Genomic DNA, 17,695 nt, shown 5'->3' with positions numbered 1-17,695 from the left:
CGTGCCCTACAGGTAAGCGGCTTGAGCCGCGTCCAGCGTGCCCTGGGCACGCATGATCAGTTCGCAGAATTCGCGCGCAGCGCCTTCGCCGCCACGCGCCTGGGTCACGCCATGGGCGTGCTGGCGGACGAAACCGTCGGCGCTGGCCACGGCCATGCCCAGGCCGACGCGGCGCATGACCGGCAGATCCGGCAGGTCGTCGCCCAGATAGGCGACCTGTTCATAGCTTAGGCCGAGTTCGGCGAGCAGGCCGTCGAGTACCACGAGCTTGTCCTCGCGGCCCTGGAACAGATGCTGGATGCCGAGGTTGTTGGCACGCCGCTCCACCACCGGGGTCTTGCGCCCGCTGATGATGGCGGTGCGCACGCCCGAGGCCATGAGCATCTTGATGCCATGGCCGTCGAGGGTGTTGAAGGTCTTGAACTCGCTGCCGTCTTCGAGAAAGTACAGGCGGCCGTCGGTGAGCACGCCGTCGACATCGAACACGGCCAGTTTCACGGCGCGGGCACGCTGCAGCAAGGTATTCATCACATCACTCCTGCGCGCAGCAGGTCGCCGAGGTTGAAGGCGCCCACCGGGCGGTCTTCTGCATCGACCACCACCAGGGCGCTGATCTTGTTGTCTTCCATGATTTTCAGGGCTTCCGCGGCGAGCATTTCACCATGTACGGTCTTGCCGTGTGGGGTCATCACCTCGTCGATCAGCGCCTGGCGTACGTCGATGCCCTTGTCCAGGGCGCGGCGCAGGTCACCGTCGGTGAAGATGCCGGCCAGGCGGCCGTCGCGCTCCAGCACGGCGGTCATGCCCAGGCCTTTCTGGGTCATTTCCAGCAGGGCGTCGCGCAGGCTGGTGCCACGTTGCACCTGCGGCAGGGTATCGCCGGCATGCATGACGTTCTCCACCTTGAGCAGCAGGCGTCGGCCCAGGGCTCCACCGGGATGGGAGAAGGCGAAGTCCTCGGCGGTGAAGCCGCGCGCCTCCAGCAGGGCGATGGCCAAAGCGTCGCCCAGGACCAGGCTGGCGGTGGTCGAGGAGGTGGGGGCCAGGTTGAGCGGGCAGGCTTCCTGCGCCACGCGGGCATCGAGATTGGCCTCGGCGGCCTTGGCCAGCGGCGACTCGGGGTTGCCGGTCATGCTGATCAGACGGATGCCCAGACGCTTGATCAACGGCAGCAGGGTGACGATCTCGGCGGTGGTGCCGGAGTTGGACAGGGCCAGGACGATGTCGTCCTTGGTGATCATGCCCATGTCACCGTGGCTGGCTTCGGCGGGGTGGACGAAGAAGGAGGCGGTGCCGGTGCTGGCCAGGGTCGCAGCGATCTTGTTGCCGATGTGCCCGGATTTGCCCATGCCCACCACGACCACGCGCCCCTTGCAGTCGAGGATCATCTCGCAGGCCTTGACGAAGCTGGTGTCGAGGCGTGGCAGCAGATCCTGCACGGCTTCGATTTCCATGCGGATGGTGCGGCGGGCGGTTTCGATCAGATCGGGGCGTTGGCTCATGTACGGCGGCTGCTTCGGGTGAAAAGGCGGGGATTATACCGATAAAGGATGACGTGCTCACCTTTTCCAATTCGCAAACTGGCTCGCAAAGCTGTCATGAATCTGAACGTTACAAATCCGTACTCTGGGCCCTGGGGGCTGCAAATGCTATAGTCCGCGGCCATTTCGGCCATCCAGCAGTTGTGTCTCCGAGCATGGGAGGTGGCGTCTGCCAGGAAGGCTTGATTCTCAAGGAGTTCAGATGAGCGCCGAACACGATTACGCGATCGAGCTGCAGGGCGTCAGCTTCCAGCGTGGTTCGCGAGCCATTTTCGACAAGGTCGACATCCGCATTCCGCGCGGCAAGGTCACCGGCATCATGGGGCCGTCCGGTTGTGGCAAGACCACGCTGCTGCGCCTGATCGCCGCCGAGCTGCGCCCGTCCGCCGGTGACGTGCGGGTTGCCGGGGTCAGTCTGCCCAAGCTGTCGCGCGATGAGCTGTTCGACATGCGCAAGCAGATGGGTGTGCTGTTCCAGAGTGGTGCGCTGTTCACCGATCTCGATGTGTTCGAGAACGTGGCCTTTCCCTTGCGCGTGCATACCAAGCTGCCGGAAGAGATGATTCGTGACATCGTCCTGTTGAAGCTGCAGGCGGTCGGTTTGCGCGGTGCCGTCGAATTGATGCCGGACGAGCTGTCCGGTGGCATGAAGCGGCGGGTGGCTCTGGCCCGGGCGATTGCCCTGGATCCGCAGATCCTCTTGTACGATGAACCGTTCGTCGGCCAGGACCCCATCGCCATGGGAGTGCTGGTGCGCCTGATCCGCCTGCTCAACGATGCGCTGGGTATCACCAGCGTGGTGGTCTCCCATGACCTGGCGGAAACCGCCAGCATCGCCGATTACCTCTACGTGGTCGGCGATGCGCAGGTGCTCGGGCATGGCACGCCGGACGAACTGATGAATTCCGATAACCCGCGCATTCGCCAGTTCATGAAGGGCATTCCGGATGGCCCGGTGCCGTTCCATTATCCGGCTCCCGATTATCGCGATGACCTGTTGGGGAAACCTTGATGCGTAGAACTTCTCCGCTGGAGCGGGTGCGCCTGTTCGGCCGTGCGGGTATCGATGTGGTGGCCACGCTGGGGCGTTCGGTGCTATTCCTCGGGCATGCCGTGTTCGGTCGCAGTCGGGCTGGCAAGCCCCTGCAACTGCTGATCAAGCAGCTCTATGCCGTGGGCGTGCTGTCGCTGGCGATCATTGTCGTGTCAGGCATCTTCATCGGCATGGTGCTGGCGCTGCAGGGCTACAACATCCTGGTCAGCTATGGTTCGGAGCAGGCGGTGGGGCAGATGGTCGCCCTGACCCTGCTGCGCGAGCTGGGCCCGGTGGTCACGGCGCTGCTGTTCGCCGGGCGTGCCGGTTCGGCCTTGACCGCCGAGATCGGCAACATGAAGTCCACCGAACAGCTCTCCAGCCTGGAGATGATCGGCGTCGATCCACTCAAGTACATCGTCGCACCACGCCTATGGGCGGGTTTCATTTCCATGCCATTGCTGGCCATGATCTTCTGCGTGGTGGGCATCTGGGGTGGGGCGATGGTCGCCGTGGACTGGCTCGGTGTCTACGAGGGCTCGTTCTGGGTCAACATGCAGAACAGCGTTTCCTTTTACGACGATGTGCTCAATGGTGTGATCAAGAGCGTCGTCTTCGCTTTCGTGGTGACCTGGATCGCCGTGTTCCAGGGTTACGACTGCGAGCCCACATCCGAAGGCATTAGCCGCGCCACCACGCGTACGGTGGTATACGCCTCGCTGGCCGTGCTCGGGCTGGACTTCATTCTGACCGCTTTGATGTTTGGAGATTTCTGATGCAAAACCGCACGCTGGAGATTGGTGTCGGCCTGTTCCTCCTGGCCGGTCTGCTGGCCTTGCTGCTGCTTGCCCTGCGTGTCAGTGGCCTGAGCGTCGGTACCGCTGGCGATACCTACAAGGTCTATGCCTATTTCAACAACATCGCCGGGCTCACGGTGCGGGCCAAGGTGACCATGGCCGGTGTGACCATCGGCAAGGTCAGTGCGATCGACCTGGATCACGACAGTTACATGGGGCGTGTCACCCTGGAACTCGATAGCAAGGTCAACAATCTACCGGACGATTCCACCGCTTCGATCCTGACCGCTGGCCTGCTCGGTGAGAAATACATCGGCATTAGCGTGGGGGGAGAGGAGGCCGTGCTCAAGGACGGCAGCACCATCCACGACACCCAGTCGGCGCTGGTGCTGGAGGATCTGATCGGCAAGTTCCTGCTCAATTCGGTCAATAAAGACGAAGCCAAGTGATGAGGGGCAAAACCATGCTCAAGACCCTGCGTAACTCCCTGCTGGCCATGCTGGCGGTATTGCCGCTGCTGGCGTTCGCTGCGCCCAGCGCGCATGAGGTGGTGCAGCAGACCACCGAGACCCTGCTGGCCGATCTCAAGGCCAACAAGGAGCGCTATCGCAGCGACCCCAATGCCTTTTATGAGTCGCTCAACGAGATCCTCGGGCCCGTGGTGGACGTCGAAGGCATCTCTCGTGGGGTGATGACCGTGCGCTATTCGCGCCAGGCCTCGCCGGAACAGATGAGCCGATTCCAGGAAAACTTCAAGCGTAGCCTGATGCAGTTCTACGGCAATGCCCTGCTCGAATACGACAACCAGGACATCCGTGTGTTGCCAGGCGCCGCGGAGGAGCCGCAGCGGACTTCGGTCGGCATGGAAATCCGTGACGGCAAAGGCGTGGTCTACCCATTGTCCTACACCATGGTCGCGGAGGATGGCACCTGGAAGCTGCGCAACGTGATCATCAATGGCATCAACGTCGGCAAGCTGTTCCGCGATCAGTTCGCCCAATCCATGCAGGCCAATCGCAACGACCTGGACAAGGTCATCGACACCTGGGCCGACACCGTGGCCAAGGCGCGTCAGGCACGGGGCCAATCGTGAGTCGGGCCGAGATCGTCGAGCGTGCCCCTGGGCAGCTCGTGCTCAGCGGTGTGATCGATCATCTCAGTGGGCCTGCCTTGCGCGAGCAGGGTGGCCGGCTGATCCTCGCCAGTGGCGCTGCCCGGCTGCAGCTCGACTGCAGTGCGGTGAGCAAGTCCAACAGCGTTGGCTTGGCCCTGTTGCTGGCCTTCATGCGCGATGCGCGGCAAGCCGGGCGTGAGCTGGTGATCAGCGAGCTGCCCGAAGACATGCGCGAGGTGGCCGAGGTCAGCGGCTTGCTGGAGCTGCTGCCGCTGCAGGGCTGAATCTGCGAACGGGTCGGCAGGCCTGCCGTCGCTGGCGCATCATGCGGGCTTCGCAGGCGAGGGGCTTTTTTGTATGATGGCCGACCCGCGGGCCCAGGGCCCAACTGCGTCAAACGAGGTCGAGCATGCAGGCTGCAGAAGTGAAAAGCCTCCTAGAGGAAAAACTCCCGAATACCCAGGTGGAAGTGGAAGGCGAAGGCTGCAACTTCCAGCTCAACCTGATCAGCGACGAGCTGGCCGCTCTCAGCCCGGTCAAGCGTCAGCAGCAGATCTATGCCCATCTCAACGCCTGGATCGCCGATGGCAGCATCCACGCCGTGACCATGAAATTCTTCAGCCGGGCCGACTGGGCCGCGCGTTCCTGAGCCTGCGGGCGACGAGACTCCTATGGACAAACTGATCATTACCGGTGGCGTGCGCCTCGATGGCGAGATTCGCATCTCCGGTGCGAAGAACTCCGCGCTGCCGATCCTGGCTGCTACCCTGCTGGGTGACGAGCCCATCACCATCTGCAACCTGCCGCACCTGCACGACATCACCACCATGATCGAGCTGTTCGGGCGCATGGGCATCGAGCCGGTGATCGACGAGAAGCTGGCGGTGGAAGTCGACGCCCGCGCCATCAAGACCCTGGTCGCGCCTTATGAGCTGGTCAAGACCATGCGCGCCTCGATCCTGGTGCTCGGCCCCATGGTCGCCCGTTTCGGTGAGGCCGAAGTGGCCCTGCCTGGCGGTTGCGCCATCGGTTCGCGCCCGGTCGACCTGCACATCCGTGGCCTCGAAGCCATGGGGGCGAAAATCGACGTGGAAGGCGGCTACATCAAGGCCAAGGCGCCGGAAGGTGGCCTGCGCGGTGCGCACTTCTTCTTCGATGTGGTCAGCGTGACCGGCACCGAGAACATCATGATGGCCGCGACCCTGGCCAAGGGCCGCAGCGTGCTGGAAAACGCCGCGCGCGAGCCTGAGGTGGTCGACCTGGCCAACTGCCTGATCGCCATGGGCGCGAAGATCCAGGGCGCCGGCACCGACACCATCATCATCGATGGCGTCGAGCGCCTGCATGGTGCGCGCTTCGACGTCATGCCCGACCGTATCGAGACCGGCACCTACCTGGTCGCCGCCGCTGTCACTGGTGGTCGCGTCAAGGTCAAGGACGCCGATCCGTCGACTCTGGAGGCCGTGCTGGCCAAGCTGCAGGAAGCGGGCGCGGAGATCACCACCGGCGCCGACTGGATCGAGCTGGACATGAAGGGCAAGCGGCCCAAGGCGGTCAACCTGCGCACCGCGCCTTACCCGGCATTCCCCACCGATATGCAGGCGCAGTTCATCGCCCTCAATGCCATTGCCGAAGGCACCGGCACCATCATCGAGACGGTGTTCGAGAACCGCTTCATGCACGTCTACGAGATGTTGCGCATGGGCGCCAACATCCTGGTCGAGGGCAACACCGCCGTCGTCACCGGTGTCGAGGCACTCAAGGGCGCGCCCGTGATGGCCACCGACCTGCGCGCTTCGGCGAGCCTGGTGCTGGCTGCGCTGGTGGCTGACGGTGACACGCTGATCGACCGCATCTACCACATCGACCGTGGCTACGAGTGCATCGAAGAGAAGCTGCAGCTACTCGGCGCTAAAATTCGTCGCGTCCCGGGCTGATTGCCTGCGTCCGTTGTCGTAGGGCCGCTCCCGTTGGAGTGGCCGCTTCCGCTCAAGGAAACCGTTCCATGCTGACCATTGCCCTGTCCAAAGGCCGCATTCTTGACGACACCCTGCCGTTGCTGGCGGCGGCCGGTATCGAGCCGACCGAGAACCCGGACAAGAGCCGCAAGCTGATCATCCCCACCACCCAGGATGACGTGCGCCTGCTGATCGTGCGGGCTACCGACGTACCCACCTACGTCGAGCACGGTGCTGCCGACCTCGGCGTGGCGGGCAAGGACGTGCTGATGGAATACGGCGGTCAGGGCCTCTACGAGCCGCTGGATCTGCAGATCGCCCAGTGCAAGCTGATGACCGCCGGCAAGGTGGGGGCGCCGGAGCCCAAGGGGCGCCTGCGCGTGGCCACCAAGTTCGTCAACGTGGCCAAGCGTTACTACGCCGAGCAGGGCCGTCAGGTCGACATCATCAAGCTGTACGGCTCGATGGAGCTGGCGCCGCTGGTGGGGCTGGCCGACAAGATCATCGACGTGGTCGACACCGGCAACACCCTGCGTGCCAACGGTCTGGAGCCGCAAGAGCTGATCGCTACCATCAGTTCGCGGCTGATCGTCAACAAGGCCTCGATGAAGATGCAGCACGCGCGCATCCAGGCCCTGATCGAAACCCTGCGTGGCGCCATCGAGGCGCGACACCAAGGCTGACTCCTTCCCGCGACCTCTGGTCGCGGCAGCCTATCCGTGTCATAGCCATTTTTCTTGGGTGCCCGCACGGTGGGCTTGCTACATTACGGGCGCCCGAGAAACCGCCATTTAATGAGGCTTTCGCTATGACCGCTCCCATTGCTGTTCGCCGACTCAACGCCGCTGACCAGGATTTCGCCCGACACCTGGATCATCTGCTGAGCTGGGAGAGTGTGTCCGACGATGGCGTCAACCAGCGCGTACTGGAAATCATCCAGGCCGTGCGCCAGCGTGGCGATGCTGCCCTGGTGGAATACACCCAGCGTTTCGATGGCCTGGAGGTCGCCTCCATGGCCGACCTGATCCTGCCGCGCGAGCGCCTGGAGTTGGCCCTGACCCGTATCAGCCCGGCTCAGCGCGAGGCGCTGGAAGTCGCCGCCGAGCGCGTGCGCAGCTACCACGAGAAGCAGAAACAGGATTCCTGGCGCTACACCGAGGCCGATGGCACCGTACTGGGCCAGAAGGTCACCCCGCTGGATCGCGCCGGCCTGTACGTGCCGGGCGGCAAGGCGTCCTATCCGTCCTCGGTGTTGATGAACGCCATCCCGGCTAAGGTCGCCGGGGTCCCCGAGGTGGTGATGGTGGTGCCGACCCCGCGCGGCGAGATCAACGAGATCGTCCTGGCTGCCGCCGCCATTGCCGGCGTCGACCGTGTGTTCACCATCGGTGGCGCTCAGGCCGTGGCCGCGCTGGCCTATGGCACCGAGAGCGTGCCGCCGGTCGATAAAATCGTAGGGCCCGGCAATATCTACGTCGCCACCGCCAAGCGCCATGTGTTCGGCAAGGTGGGCATCGACATGATTGCCGGCCCGTCAGAGATTCTCGTGGTCTGCGACGGCCAGACCGACCCGGACTGGATCGCCATGGATCTGTTCTCCCAGGCCGAGCACGACGAAGACGCCCAGTCGATTCTGGTCAGCCCGGATGCCGCCTTCCTCGATCGCGTGGCTGCAAGCATCGCCAAGCTGTTGCCGAGCATGGAGCGTGCCGAGATCATCCGCACCTCGCTGGAGGGGCGTGGCGCGCTGATCCAGGTGGCCGACATGGCCCAGGCCATCGAGGTGGCCAACCGCATCGCCCCCGAGCACCTGGAACTGTCGGTGGCTGATCCGGAGGCCTGGCTGCCCGAGATTCGCCATGCCGGCGCCATCTTCATGGGCCGTTACACCGCAGAAGCACTGGGTGATTACGTGGCCGGGCCGAACCATGTGCTGCCCACTTCTGGCACTGCGCGCTTTTCCTCGCCGCTGGGGGTGTACGACTTCCAGAAGCGCTCGTCGATCATCTTCTGCTCGCCGGATGGCGCGTCGGAGCTGGGCAAGAGCGCCTCGGTGCTGGCTCGTGGCGAGTCGCTGACCGCGCACGCCCGTAGCGCCGAATACCGCATCAAACCCTGAGGGTAGGGTGCGCCGTGCGCACCTTGTGAATGTTTTGGTGCGCACGGCGCACCATACGGGATCCCGCTTCGCAGGTTGAACGAAGCGATATCCATCGCCCATGTAACGCATTTCGAGGAGAGAAGGGCAGATGAGCAAATTCTGGAGCCCCTTCGTCAAAGACCTGGTGCCCTATGTGCCAGGCGAGCAACCCAAGCTGAGCAAGCTGGTCAAGCTCAACACCAACGAGAACCCCTACGGCCCGTCGCCGAAGGCCATCGAAGCCATGCAGGCCGAGGTCAACGACAACCTGCGCCTGTACCCCGATCCCAACGGTGATCGGCTGAAGCAGGCGGTGGCCGAGTATTACGGCATCCAGCCGGCGCAGGTATTCGTCGGCAACGGCTCCGACGAAGTACTGGCACATGCTTTCCACGGCCTGTTCCAGCATGATGCCCCCTTGCTGTTCCCGGATATCAGCTACAGCTTCTATCCGGTGTATTGCGGCCTGTATGGCATCGAATACCAGCAGGTGGCGCTGGACGAGCAGTTCCAGATTCGCGTCGACGACTATGCCCGGCCCAATGGCGGCATCATCTTCCCCAACCCCAATGCGCCGACCGGCTGTCTGCTGCAGCTCGACGCCATCGAGCGCCTGCTGCAAACAAACCCGGATTCCGTGGTGTTGGTGGACGAGGCCTATATCGACTTCGGCGGCCAGACGGCGATCGCCCTGGTCGACAAGTACCCCAACCTGCTGGTCACCCAGACTCTGTCCAAGTCGCGTTCGCTGGCTGGCCTGCGCGTCGGTATCGCGGTCGGTCACCCGGATCTGATCGAAGCGCTGGAGCGGATCAAGAACAGCTTCAACTCCTACCCGCTCGATCGCATCGCCATTGCCGGTGCGGCGGCGGCGTTCAAGGATCGCGCCTACTTCGAGAATACCTGCCAGCAGGTGATCGACAGCCGCACAGCGGTGGTAGCTGGCCTGCAAGGGTTGGGCTTCGAGGTGTTGCCGTCGGCGGCCAACTTCGTCTTCGCCCGCCACCCGGGCAAGGATGCCGCCACCCTGGCGGCCGGCCTGCGCGAGCAAGGGGTGATCGTGCGTCACTTCAAGCAGGAGCGCATCGCTCAGTTCCTGCGCATCACCATCGGTACGCCGGAGCAGAACCAGGCCCTGCTGGACGCATTGCAGGGCCTGTAACGGCTCGCTGCAGGAGCGCGCGAAGTCGCTCCTGCAGCGCTCTATCAGTGATGATGACCCTGGCCGACGAAGGTCAGGGAGGCGAACAGACCGCGGGTTTCGATATCGGCGTCATCCTTGACCGGCAGCTCGACCTCGGCGGCGATGATGTTGAGGCCCTGATTGCGTACCAGCACCTTGGCGCGGCCTTCGGCATCGGTGGTGGCGCTGATCTCGTCCGGCGCCCCCCGGTAATCGCCCACCAGCTTGATACCGGCCATGGGCTTGCCGTCCACCAGCACGCGCACCGGCAGCGGTTTGCCCGGGCCAACCTGCAGGGGATCGACTTCCGGCACGATCACCATTTTCAGTTGTTTCAATTCCGGCAGCCTGGCGCCTTCGCTGTAGATCGCCAGGCTGTACTTGTAGGTGTGCAGCGACTGCGTGGAGTTCGGCACCTGGCTGCGCCCCTGGTTGATCCACTGGCCATCCGGGGTCTTCGACCAGGCACCATTATCCAGTGCCACGGCCATGATCGCCGGTGGCTTGAGCGGTTGCAGGCGGGCGTGGTCGGCCAGGCGCTCGACCGTCACCGGAATCATCTTGCCGTTTCTGTCATAGGCCCAGGCGCCACTGATCTTCGTGGCGTCGAAGGCATTGTCTTCTTCACCATGCCCGTAAACCGTTTCGATATTGCCGCGCCGCTGTTCCGTCCACAGACCGTGGGCCAGGACGTTACCGCAGGCGAACAGGCCGGTGAGCAGCAGGCAGGTACTCAGACGCATGAACAATCTCCAGATAGGGGCGGGGCATCAGTTCCTGGTCGGGCTGATGCAGGAATGCAAATGTAATAACGTTTCATTTGTGCTGCAAGCGACCTTGACTGAGGTCAGGTCGCGTTGAGTCAATTACCGTTGGCGGGAGGGCGGACGCCGATTTCGGCAGTCAGGTCGAGGGTTTTGCCATTGCGCAGGACTTCGATGCGGATCTTGTCGCCTGGCTTGGTGCGCGCGACCTGGTTCATCGAGCGGCGTCCATCGCCTGCCGGCTGGCCGTCGATGCTGAGGATCAGATCGCCGGGTTGCAGCCCAGCCTTCTGCGCCGGGCCATCGCGGTAAAGGCCGGCCACCACGATGCCGGGGCGCCCTTCCAGGCCGAAGGACTCGGCCAGCTCGGGGGTCAGTGGCTGCACCTCGATGCCCAGCCAGCCACGAATCACCTGGCCGTGCTCGATGATCGCCTGCATCACTTCCAGCGCCAGCTTGACCGGGATGGCGAAGCCGATGCCCTGCGAGCCGCCGGACTTGGAGAAGATCGCGGTGTTGATGCCCACCAGGTTGCCACGCGCGTCCACCAGTGCGCCGCCGGAATTGCCCGGGTTGATGGCGGCATCGGTCTGGATGAAGTCCTCGTAGGTGTTGAGGCCCAGTTGGTTGCGCCCGGTGGCGCTGATGATGCCCATGGTCACGGTCTGGCCGACGCCGAAGGGGTTACCGATGGCCAGGGCGACGTCGCCGATGCGCAGGCTGTCCGAGCGTCCCAGGGTCATGGCAGGCAGGTTGTCGAGGTCGATCTTGAGTACTGCCAGATCGGTTTCCGGGTCGCTGCCGACCAGGCGCGCGTGGGTTTCACGGCCGTCCTTGAGGGCCACGACTATCTCGTCGGCACCGCTGACCACATGGTTGTTGGTCAGCAGATAGCCTTCCTTGCTCATCAGCACGGCCGAACCCAGACTCGACTCCATGCGTTGCTGGCGGGGCAGGTTATCGCCAAAGAAACGGCGGAAGGCCGGATCCTCGAACAGCGGATGGCTCGGCTTGCTCACCAGTTTGGTGGTGTACAGGTTGGCCACGGCGGGCGAGGCGATGTCCACAGCATCGGCATAGGACACCGGGCCTGCCTGCGCGCGTTTGGAGGCAGGTGCCTGCACCAGTTGCACATCCGTGCTGGGCAGGCCGACCCATTGCGGGTAGCGCTGAATCAGCAGCAGGGCGATGAGCACGCCGACCAGCAGGGGCCAGCCGAGAAAACGCAGTGCCTGTGGCATCGAGACAATCCTGAGGGTTGCGGGGGTTAGAGGCGCCCCTTAAGGTGGCGCATTATAGTGAGGTACGCCGCAATAAGGCAGCGGCCTCGCAATAGCTTGAGAGGAATCTTAATGGCCATTGCCTTGTCTACCCTGGTTGGCGAAGCTGACCGTTTGCTCAATTCATCGCGTATCAGTGATTACTGCCCCAATGGCCTGCAGGTCGAGGGGCGGCCCCAGGTGCTGCGCATCGTCAGCGGGGTGACCGCCAGCCAGGCGCTGATCGAAGCGGCCATCGAGGCTGAGGCCGATGTATTGCTGGTGCACCATGGCTATTTCTGGAAGGGTGAGAACCCCTGCGTCACCGGCATGAAGCAGCGACGCCTCAAGGCGTTGCTGGCCCATGACATCAGCCTGCTGGCCTATCACCTGCCGCTGGACGTGCACCCCGAGGTGGGTAACAACGTGCAGTTGGCGCGCCAGCTCGGCATCGTCGTCGAGGGCCCGCTGGAGCCGGACAATCCGCGTACCGTCGGCCTGGTCGGTTCGTTGGAGGAGCCGCTCAGTGCCGCCGACTTCGCCCGTCACGTGCAGCAGGTACTGGGTCGTGAGCCGCTGTTGGTCGAGGGCGACGGGCCGATCCGTCGGGTCGGCTGGTGCACCGGCGGCGGTCAGGGCTATATCGACCAGGCGATTGCCGCGGGTGTCGACCTGTACCTCACCGGCGAAGCTTCCGAGCAGACCTTCCACAGCGCCCGCGAGAATGGCGTGAGCTTCATCGCCGCCGGCCATCACGCCACCGAGCGTTACGGGGTACAGGCGCTGGGTGACTACCTGGCGCGACGTTTCGCCCTCGAGCACCTGTTCGTCGATTGTCCGAACCCGGTGTGAACCGGGCTTTCCTCCCGATATAACACTAGAACCTTTTGGTCTAACCAGCGTCCTGGCTATAAGCAGACGCTGTGTTAGAGTGCCCGCTCGTCCACGGCCCGCCGGCCCATAACAGCAAACCGTGAGTAGCCATGCTCGACAAACTGACCCATCTCAAGCAGCTAGAGGCGGAAAGCATCCACATCATTCGTGAAGTGGCCGCCGAATTCGACAACCCGGTGATGCTCTATTCCATCGGCAAGGATTCCGCCGTGATGCTGCACCTGGCCCGCAAGGCCTTCTTCCCCGGCAAGCTGCCGTTCCCGGTGCTGCACGTCGACACCCGCTGGAAATTCCAGGATATGTACCGCTTCCGCGAGAAGATGGTCAGTGAATACGGTCTGGATCTGCTCACCCACATCAACCCCGATGGTGTGGCGCAGGACATGAACCCCTTCACCTACGGCAGTGCCAAGCACACCGACGTGATGAAGACCGAGGGCCTCAAGCAGGCGCTGGACAAGTATGGCTTCGACGCCGCCTTCGGTGGTGCGCGCCGCGACGAGGAGAAGTCGCGGGCCAAGGAGCGGGTGTATTCCTTCCGCGACAGCAAGCATCGCTGGGATCCGAAGAACCAGCGCCCCGAGTTGTGGAACGTGTACAACGGCAAGGTGAAGAAGGGCGAGTCGATCCGCGTCTTCCCGCTGTCGAACTGGACCGAGCTGGACATCTGGCAGTACATCTATCTGGAGCAGATCCCCATCGTGCCGCTGTATTTCGCCGCCGAGCGCGAAGTGATCGAGATGAATGGCGCGCTGATCATGATTGATGACGAGCGCATTCTCGAACATCTGACGCCCGAGCAGAAGGCCAGCATCACCAAGAAGATGGTGCGTTTCCGCACCCTCGGCTGCTACCCGCTGACCGGCGCGGTGGAGTCCACCGCTACCACCCTGCCGGAGATCATCCAGGAAATGCTTCTGACCCGTACTTCCGAGCGCCAGGGCCGCGTGATCGATCACGACGCTGCCGGGTCGATGGAAGAAAAGAAACGTCAGGGATACTTCTAAGCCACAAGCTGCAAGCGACAAGCTTCAAGTGGAATGGAGCAAGGCGAAATGGATTTCGAGAAACTGGATGTCTGGCAACGGTCGAAGTCACTGGCCGTGCAGATCTACCGAGGATTTCAGGACTGCCGTGATTATGGCTTTCGTGATCAGCTAGGGCGTTCGGCCTTGTCCATTCCCAGCAATATCGCCGAGGGCATGGAGCGAGGTAGCGGTAAGGAAAAGTGCCACTACCTGCGCATTGCCAAGGGCTCGTGTGCGGAACTGCGAACCCAGCTAATGATAGGCAGTGAAATAGGCTACGTTCCCGATTCGCTTGCAGCAGCGTGGATACAGGAAACCCGAGAGCTTTCCAGAATGCTCAGCGGGTTGATCAACAGAATTTCAGGTTAGCCACCGCTTTGGCTTGCCGCTTGAAGCTTGCAGCTTGGAGCTAAGAAAGATGAGTCACCAATCCGATTTGATCAGCCAGGACATCTTCGCCTACCTGGCCCAGCACGAGCGCAAGGAACTGCTGCGCTTTCTTACCTGCGGCAACGTCGACGACGGCAAGAGCACGCTGATCGGCCGTCTGCTGCACGACTCCAAGATGATCTACGAGGATCATCTGGAAGCCATCACCAAGGACTCGAAGAAGGTCGGCACCACCGGCGATGACATCGACCTGGCGCTGCTGGTCGACGGCCTGCAGGCCGAGCGCGAGCAGGGCATCACCATCGATGTGGCCTACCGCTACTTCTCCACCGCCAAGCGCAAGTTCATCATCGCCGACACCCCTGGCCATGAGCAGTACACGCGCAACATGGCCACCGGTGCCTCGACCTGCGACCTGGCGATCATCCTCATCGACGCCCGCTACGGCGTGCAGACCCAGACCCGTCGGCACAGCTTCATCGCCTCGCTGCTGGGCATCAAGCACATCGTCGTCGCCGTCAACAAGATGGATCTCAAAGACTTCGATCAGGGCGTGTTCGAGCAGATCAAGGCCGATTACCTGGCCTTCGCCGAGAAGATCAACCTGCGTCCGACCACCCTCGAGTTCGTGCCGATGTCGGCGCTCAAGGGCGACAACGTGGTGAACAAGTCCGAGCGCTCGCCCTGGTACACCGGCCAGTCGCTGATGGAGATTCTCGAGAGCGTGGAAGTGGCGGGCGACCGCAACTTCGACGACCTGCGATTCCCGGTGCAGTACGTCAACCGCCCCAACCTCAATTTCCGTGGCTTCGCCGGCACGCTGGCCAGCGGCATCGTGCGCAAGGGCGACGAGGTGATGGCGCTGCCCTCGGGCAAGAGCAGTCGGGTCAAGTCCATCGTCACCTTCGAGGGCGAGCTGGAGCACGCCGGCCCGGGCCAGGCCATCACCCTGACCCTGGAGGACGAGATCGACGTGTCCCGTGGCGACATGCTGGTGCATGCCGACAATCGCCCGCAGGTCACCGACAGCTTCGAGGCCATGTTGGTGTGGATGGGCGAAGAGCCGATGCTGCCGGGCAAGAAATACGACATCAAGCGCGCCACCAGCTATGTGCCGGGCTCGATCCCCAGCATCGTTCATCGCGTCGACGTCAACACCCTGGAGCAGGGCGCGGCCAGCGAGCTCAAGCTCAACGAGATCGGCCGGGTCAAGGTGGCGCTGGATGCCTCGATCGCCCTCGATGGCTACGAGCACAACCGCACCACTGGCGCCTTCATCGTCATCGACCGCCTGACCAATGGCACCGTCGGTGCCGGCATGATCATCGCCGACCCGGTCGGCCATGGCGGTGGTCAGCATGGTCGTCTGGCCCACGTGTCCACCGAGGAGCGCGCCTCGCGCTTTGGCCAGCAGCCGGCCACCGTGCTGTTCAGCGGGTTGTCCGGCGCCGGCAAGAGCACCCTGGCCTATGCCGTGGAGCGCAAGCTGTTCGACATGGGCCGTGCCGTTTACGTGCTCGATGGCCAGAATTTGCGTCACGACCTGAACAAGGGCCTGCCGCAGGATCGCGCCGGGCGTGCCGAGAACTGGCGCCGCGCCGCTCACGTGGCGCGGCAGTTCAACGAGGCCGGCTTGATCGCTCTGGCGGCCTTCGTCGCCCCGGATGCCGAGGGGCGTGAGCAGGCCAAGGCGCTGATCGGTAGCGAACGTCTGGTCACTGTCTACGTTCAGGCGTCGCCGCAGATTTGCGCCGAGCGCGACCCGCAAGGCCTGTATGCCGCCGGCGGTGACAATATCCCGGGCGAGGGCTTCCCCTACGATGTGCCGCTGGATGCCGATCTGGTGATCGACACCCAGACGCAGTCGGTCGAGGAGGGCGTCAAGGCGGTGCTGGAGTTGCTGCGCAGCCGCGGCGCGATCTGACTCGCCGCTGTACCTTCATAACGCCGGGCTCATGCCTGGCGTTGTGCTATCTGCCAGCCGCTAACGAAGGTCACGCAGGCGTTGTCTGTCCGCCTCATGGCTCAGGGCCTGCTCGGCTCGCTCGAGCGCGCGCTGCGCTTGCTCGAAGGCGGCCTGGCGGAAAACCGTATCGCCCATCTGGCTGAGCGCCAGGAGCGTTCTGCGCAACTTCATCTGCACCTCGATCAGGGCGGCGCCGTCGCGGGCGATGGGATTGAAGGCATCCTCGAACAGGCTCTGCGTGTGCAGCGCCTCCACCCAGACCCTGGGAAAGCGTGGTTCCTGGCCGGTTTTCTGATCCCGTGCCCAGGTGCAGAGAATGCGCGCCTGGCGGCCCAGCACGTCGATTGCTGTGCCCGGATCGTTGATCGCCGGTGACAGGGCGCGGGAGGCGATTTCGCTCAATACTGCCAGGCCGAAGCGCGGGTCTTGCTCGAAACTGCGTTCCTTGCCGATAGTGAACGCCTCGCGGATGCATTTCAGCGCGTGCGGGGCTTCGTCGTCCTGGCACGGGCTTGGGATCCAGGCCAGCGGCGTATCGGGATAGACGAAGGTGCCGGGCGCTGCCAGCAGGTGGATATCGCTGTCCAGGCAATCGGCTTGTTCGGCCAGAGCGGCCATGTCGACATGCTGCACATAGCCGACCGTATCAGCCGTCAGGCACAGGGCACTTTCTGGGATCGCCTGGTTGGCGGGCGCCGGGCTGCCGCCCAGGTAGGGATTGGCACAGCGCCAGTCGATGGCGCGTTGGGTGGTCTCCTCGACGCGCTCGGTGGTTTCGCCGACGCGGCCCAGGCGGGTCAGATGATCGATCCAGCGCAGCAGGCTGACCACCACCAGGGCGATCACGACGATGGTCACGATGAACAGGACGAAGCGACCCTTGTCGCCATAGGCGCCGGTCTTGAGCACGACGATGCCGACGATGCTGAACAGGAAGGAGCCGATGAAGCTGGACAGTACGTTCTGCGTCAGGCGGTCTTCGATCAGCAGCTTGATCGCGCGGGGCGTGACGTTGCTGGTGGCAGCGCTGTAGGCCGAGGTCATCACGCTGAGGCTGAAGGTGGTTACCGCGAGCATGCTCGAGGCGATGATATTGAGAATGCCGTCGACCGCATCGGAGCCGATGGTAGTGGGTAAGTCCCAGGGCGCCAGGTGTTCGGTCAGCGCGGCCAGGCCGGCGGCGGCGATGCCCAGTGCACCGATCAGCGTGGCGCGAAACCAGAGCTGCCGGGTCAGTCTTGTCAGGAGCCATTGCCAGCGCGACATGAGGTGTCCTTGGGAAGGGAAACGCTTCCGATCATAGCCGGCCTTGTCCTGCAGAGCATGTATGGAGCAAAAATAAGGTTCTTCGCAATTTCAGGGGAATAGCTGGTTGACTCCGGACTGGCAATTTTGTGTATTGTTTTTGGTACTCAAGCTGCTTATCGGTGTTTAGCTGACGTCTCCCGTTTCGCCCCCCGGCGACCTTCTTTTGTCAAACGCCACAAAAGAAGGCAAAAAGGCTTGCCCCGCCATCCGGCCCCGGCTTCGCCGCGGTTCGTTCATTCCATCGTTGCTCCGAGGGCACGCTGCGAAGGGCCATCCATGGCCCATCGCAGCTCTCGCGGCATCCATGCCGCTCAACCCTC

Annotated in this window: 19 protein-coding genes; 14 read left to right on the top strand and 5 right to left on the bottom strand. The window is 63.3% G+C overall.

What is annotated here, in order from left to right; genetic code table 11:
• Positions 1-6 precede the first annotated feature (6 nt).
• Positions 7-528 carry a KdsC family phosphatase gene (locus OU800_RS19310; RefSeq protein WP_268178962.1) on the bottom strand — a complete coding sequence of 174 codons (522 nt, stop codon included), beginning with the start codon at positions 526-528 and terminating at the stop codon, positions 7-9.
• Entirely contained in the window at positions 528-1,502 is a 975-nt protein-coding gene (locus OU800_RS19305) for a KpsF/GutQ family sugar-phosphate isomerase (RefSeq protein WP_268178961.1), read from the bottom strand. The genes OU800_RS19310 and OU800_RS19305 overlap by 1 nt, the downstream gene beginning before the upstream one ends.
• Before the next feature lie 241 nt (positions 1,503-1,743).
• Here OU800_RS19305 and OU800_RS19300 point away from each other — a divergent pair, with 241 nt between their 5' ends.
• The 10 genes from OU800_RS19300 to hisC all read left to right on the top strand — a co-directional run bounded on the left by OU800_RS19300 (position 1,744) and on the right by hisC (position 9,745).
• Positions 1,744-2,553: an ATP-binding cassette domain-containing protein gene (locus OU800_RS19300; protein ID WP_268178960.1), complete on the top strand. Its 810-nt coding sequence runs from the start codon at positions 1,744-1,746 to the stop codon at positions 2,551-2,553.
• Positions 2,553-3,350 (top strand): lipid asymmetry maintenance ABC transporter permease subunit MlaE, encoded by a 798-nt coding sequence (gene mlaE, locus OU800_RS19295; protein ID WP_268178959.1) that lies wholly within the window; start codon positions 2,553-2,555, stop codon positions 3,348-3,350. Before OU800_RS19300 ends, mlaE begins: the two co-directional genes overlap by 1 nt.
• Positions 3,350-3,820 (top strand): outer membrane lipid asymmetry maintenance protein MlaD, encoded by a 471-nt coding sequence (gene mlaD / locus OU800_RS19290; RefSeq protein ID WP_268178958.1) that lies wholly within the window; start codon positions 3,350-3,352, stop codon positions 3,818-3,820. The genes mlaE and mlaD overlap by 1 nt, the downstream gene beginning before the upstream one ends.
• Positions 3,821-3,834: 14 nt before the next feature.
• Positions 3,835-4,464 carry an MlaC/ttg2D family ABC transporter substrate-binding protein gene (locus tag OU800_RS19285; RefSeq protein ID WP_268178957.1) on the top strand — a complete coding sequence of 210 codons (630 nt, stop codon included), beginning with the start codon at positions 3,835-3,837 and terminating at the stop codon, positions 4,462-4,464.
• Positions 4,461-4,769, top strand: a complete 309-nt coding sequence (locus OU800_RS19280; protein ID WP_268178956.1) for an STAS domain-containing protein — start codon at positions 4,461-4,463, stop codon at positions 4,767-4,769. Before OU800_RS19285 ends, OU800_RS19280 begins: the two co-directional genes overlap by 4 nt.
• Positions 4,770-4,894: 125 nt before the next feature.
• Positions 4,895-5,134, top strand: a complete 240-nt coding sequence (locus tag OU800_RS19275; RefSeq protein WP_220802712.1) for a BolA family protein — start codon at positions 4,895-4,897, stop codon at positions 5,132-5,134.
• Positions 5,135-5,156: 22 nt separating this feature from the next.
• Positions 5,157-6,422, top strand: a complete 1,266-nt coding sequence (murA, locus tag OU800_RS19270) for a UDP-N-acetylglucosamine 1-carboxyvinyltransferase (protein ID WP_268178955.1) — start codon at positions 5,157-5,159, stop codon at positions 6,420-6,422.
• Positions 6,423-6,490: 68 nt separating this feature from the next.
• Positions 6,491-7,126 (top strand): ATP phosphoribosyltransferase, encoded by a 636-nt coding sequence (gene hisG / locus OU800_RS19265; protein ID WP_268178954.1) that lies wholly within the window; start codon positions 6,491-6,493, stop codon positions 7,124-7,126.
• 125 nt (positions 7,127-7,251) lie between these two features.
• The gene (hisD, locus tag OU800_RS19260; RefSeq protein ID WP_268178953.1) at positions 7,252-8,562 is read left to right on the top strand and encodes a histidinol dehydrogenase; all 1,311 of its coding nucleotides are present in this window, start codon (positions 7,252-7,254) and stop codon (positions 8,560-8,562) included.
• Positions 8,563-8,692: 130 nt separating this feature from the next.
• Positions 8,693-9,745 carry a histidinol-phosphate transaminase gene (hisC, locus tag OU800_RS19255; protein WP_268178952.1) on the top strand — a complete coding sequence of 351 codons (1,053 nt, stop codon included), beginning with the start codon at positions 8,693-8,695 and terminating at the stop codon, positions 9,743-9,745.
• A gap of 44 nt (positions 9,746-9,789) precedes the next feature.
• Here the strand turns inward: hisC and OU800_RS19250 are convergent, their stop codons facing one another.
• Complete coding sequence (locus tag OU800_RS19250; protein WP_268178951.1) at positions 9,790-10,509, bottom strand: DUF4198 domain-containing protein; 720 nt, start codon at positions 10,507-10,509, stop codon at positions 9,790-9,792.
• Between the two features lie 119 nt (positions 10,510-10,628).
• Positions 10,629-11,771, bottom strand: a complete 1,143-nt coding sequence (algW, locus tag OU800_RS19245) for a Do family serine endopeptidase AlgW (RefSeq protein WP_268178950.1) — start codon at positions 11,769-11,771, stop codon at positions 10,629-10,631.
• 111 nt (positions 11,772-11,882) lie between these two features.
• Between algW and OU800_RS19240 the strand changes: the two genes are divergently transcribed.
• From OU800_RS19240 to cysN, 4 genes are all read left to right on the top strand, one after another.
• On the top strand, positions 11,883-12,641 hold the full coding sequence (locus OU800_RS19240) for a Nif3-like dinuclear metal center hexameric protein (RefSeq protein ID WP_268178949.1): 759 nt from the start codon (positions 11,883-11,885) through the stop codon (positions 12,639-12,641).
• Between the two features lie 131 nt (positions 12,642-12,772).
• Positions 12,773-13,690 (top strand): sulfate adenylyltransferase subunit CysD, encoded by a 918-nt coding sequence (cysD, locus tag OU800_RS19235; protein WP_268178948.1) that lies wholly within the window; start codon positions 12,773-12,775, stop codon positions 13,688-13,690.
• Positions 13,691-13,738: 48 nt separating this feature from the next.
• Positions 13,739-14,080: a four helix bundle protein gene (locus OU800_RS19230; protein ID WP_268178947.1), complete on the top strand. Its 342-nt coding sequence runs from the start codon at positions 13,739-13,741 to the stop codon at positions 14,078-14,080.
• A 49-nt stretch (positions 14,081-14,129) separates the two neighbouring features.
• Complete coding sequence (cysN, locus tag OU800_RS19225) at positions 14,130-16,025, top strand: sulfate adenylyltransferase subunit CysN (RefSeq protein ID WP_268178946.1); 1,896 nt, start codon at positions 14,130-14,132, stop codon at positions 16,023-16,025.
• A gap of 60 nt (positions 16,026-16,085) precedes the next feature.
• Here cysN and OU800_RS19220 read toward each other — a convergent pair whose 3' ends face one another.
• Positions 16,086-17,333, bottom strand: a complete 1,248-nt coding sequence (locus OU800_RS19220; protein ID WP_268178945.1) for a DUF2254 domain-containing protein — start codon at positions 17,331-17,333, stop codon at positions 16,086-16,088.
• Positions 17,334-17,695 lie beyond the last annotated feature (362 nt).

It is taken from the genome of Pseudomonas sp. GOM7, assembly GCF_026723825.1.
In the GTDB taxonomy this organism is placed as follows: Bacteria; Pseudomonadota; Gammaproteobacteria; order Pseudomonadales; family Pseudomonadaceae; genus Aquipseudomonas.
Note: the sequence above shows the minus strand (reverse complement) of the source record. Positions and strands in the feature narration are given on the sequence as shown.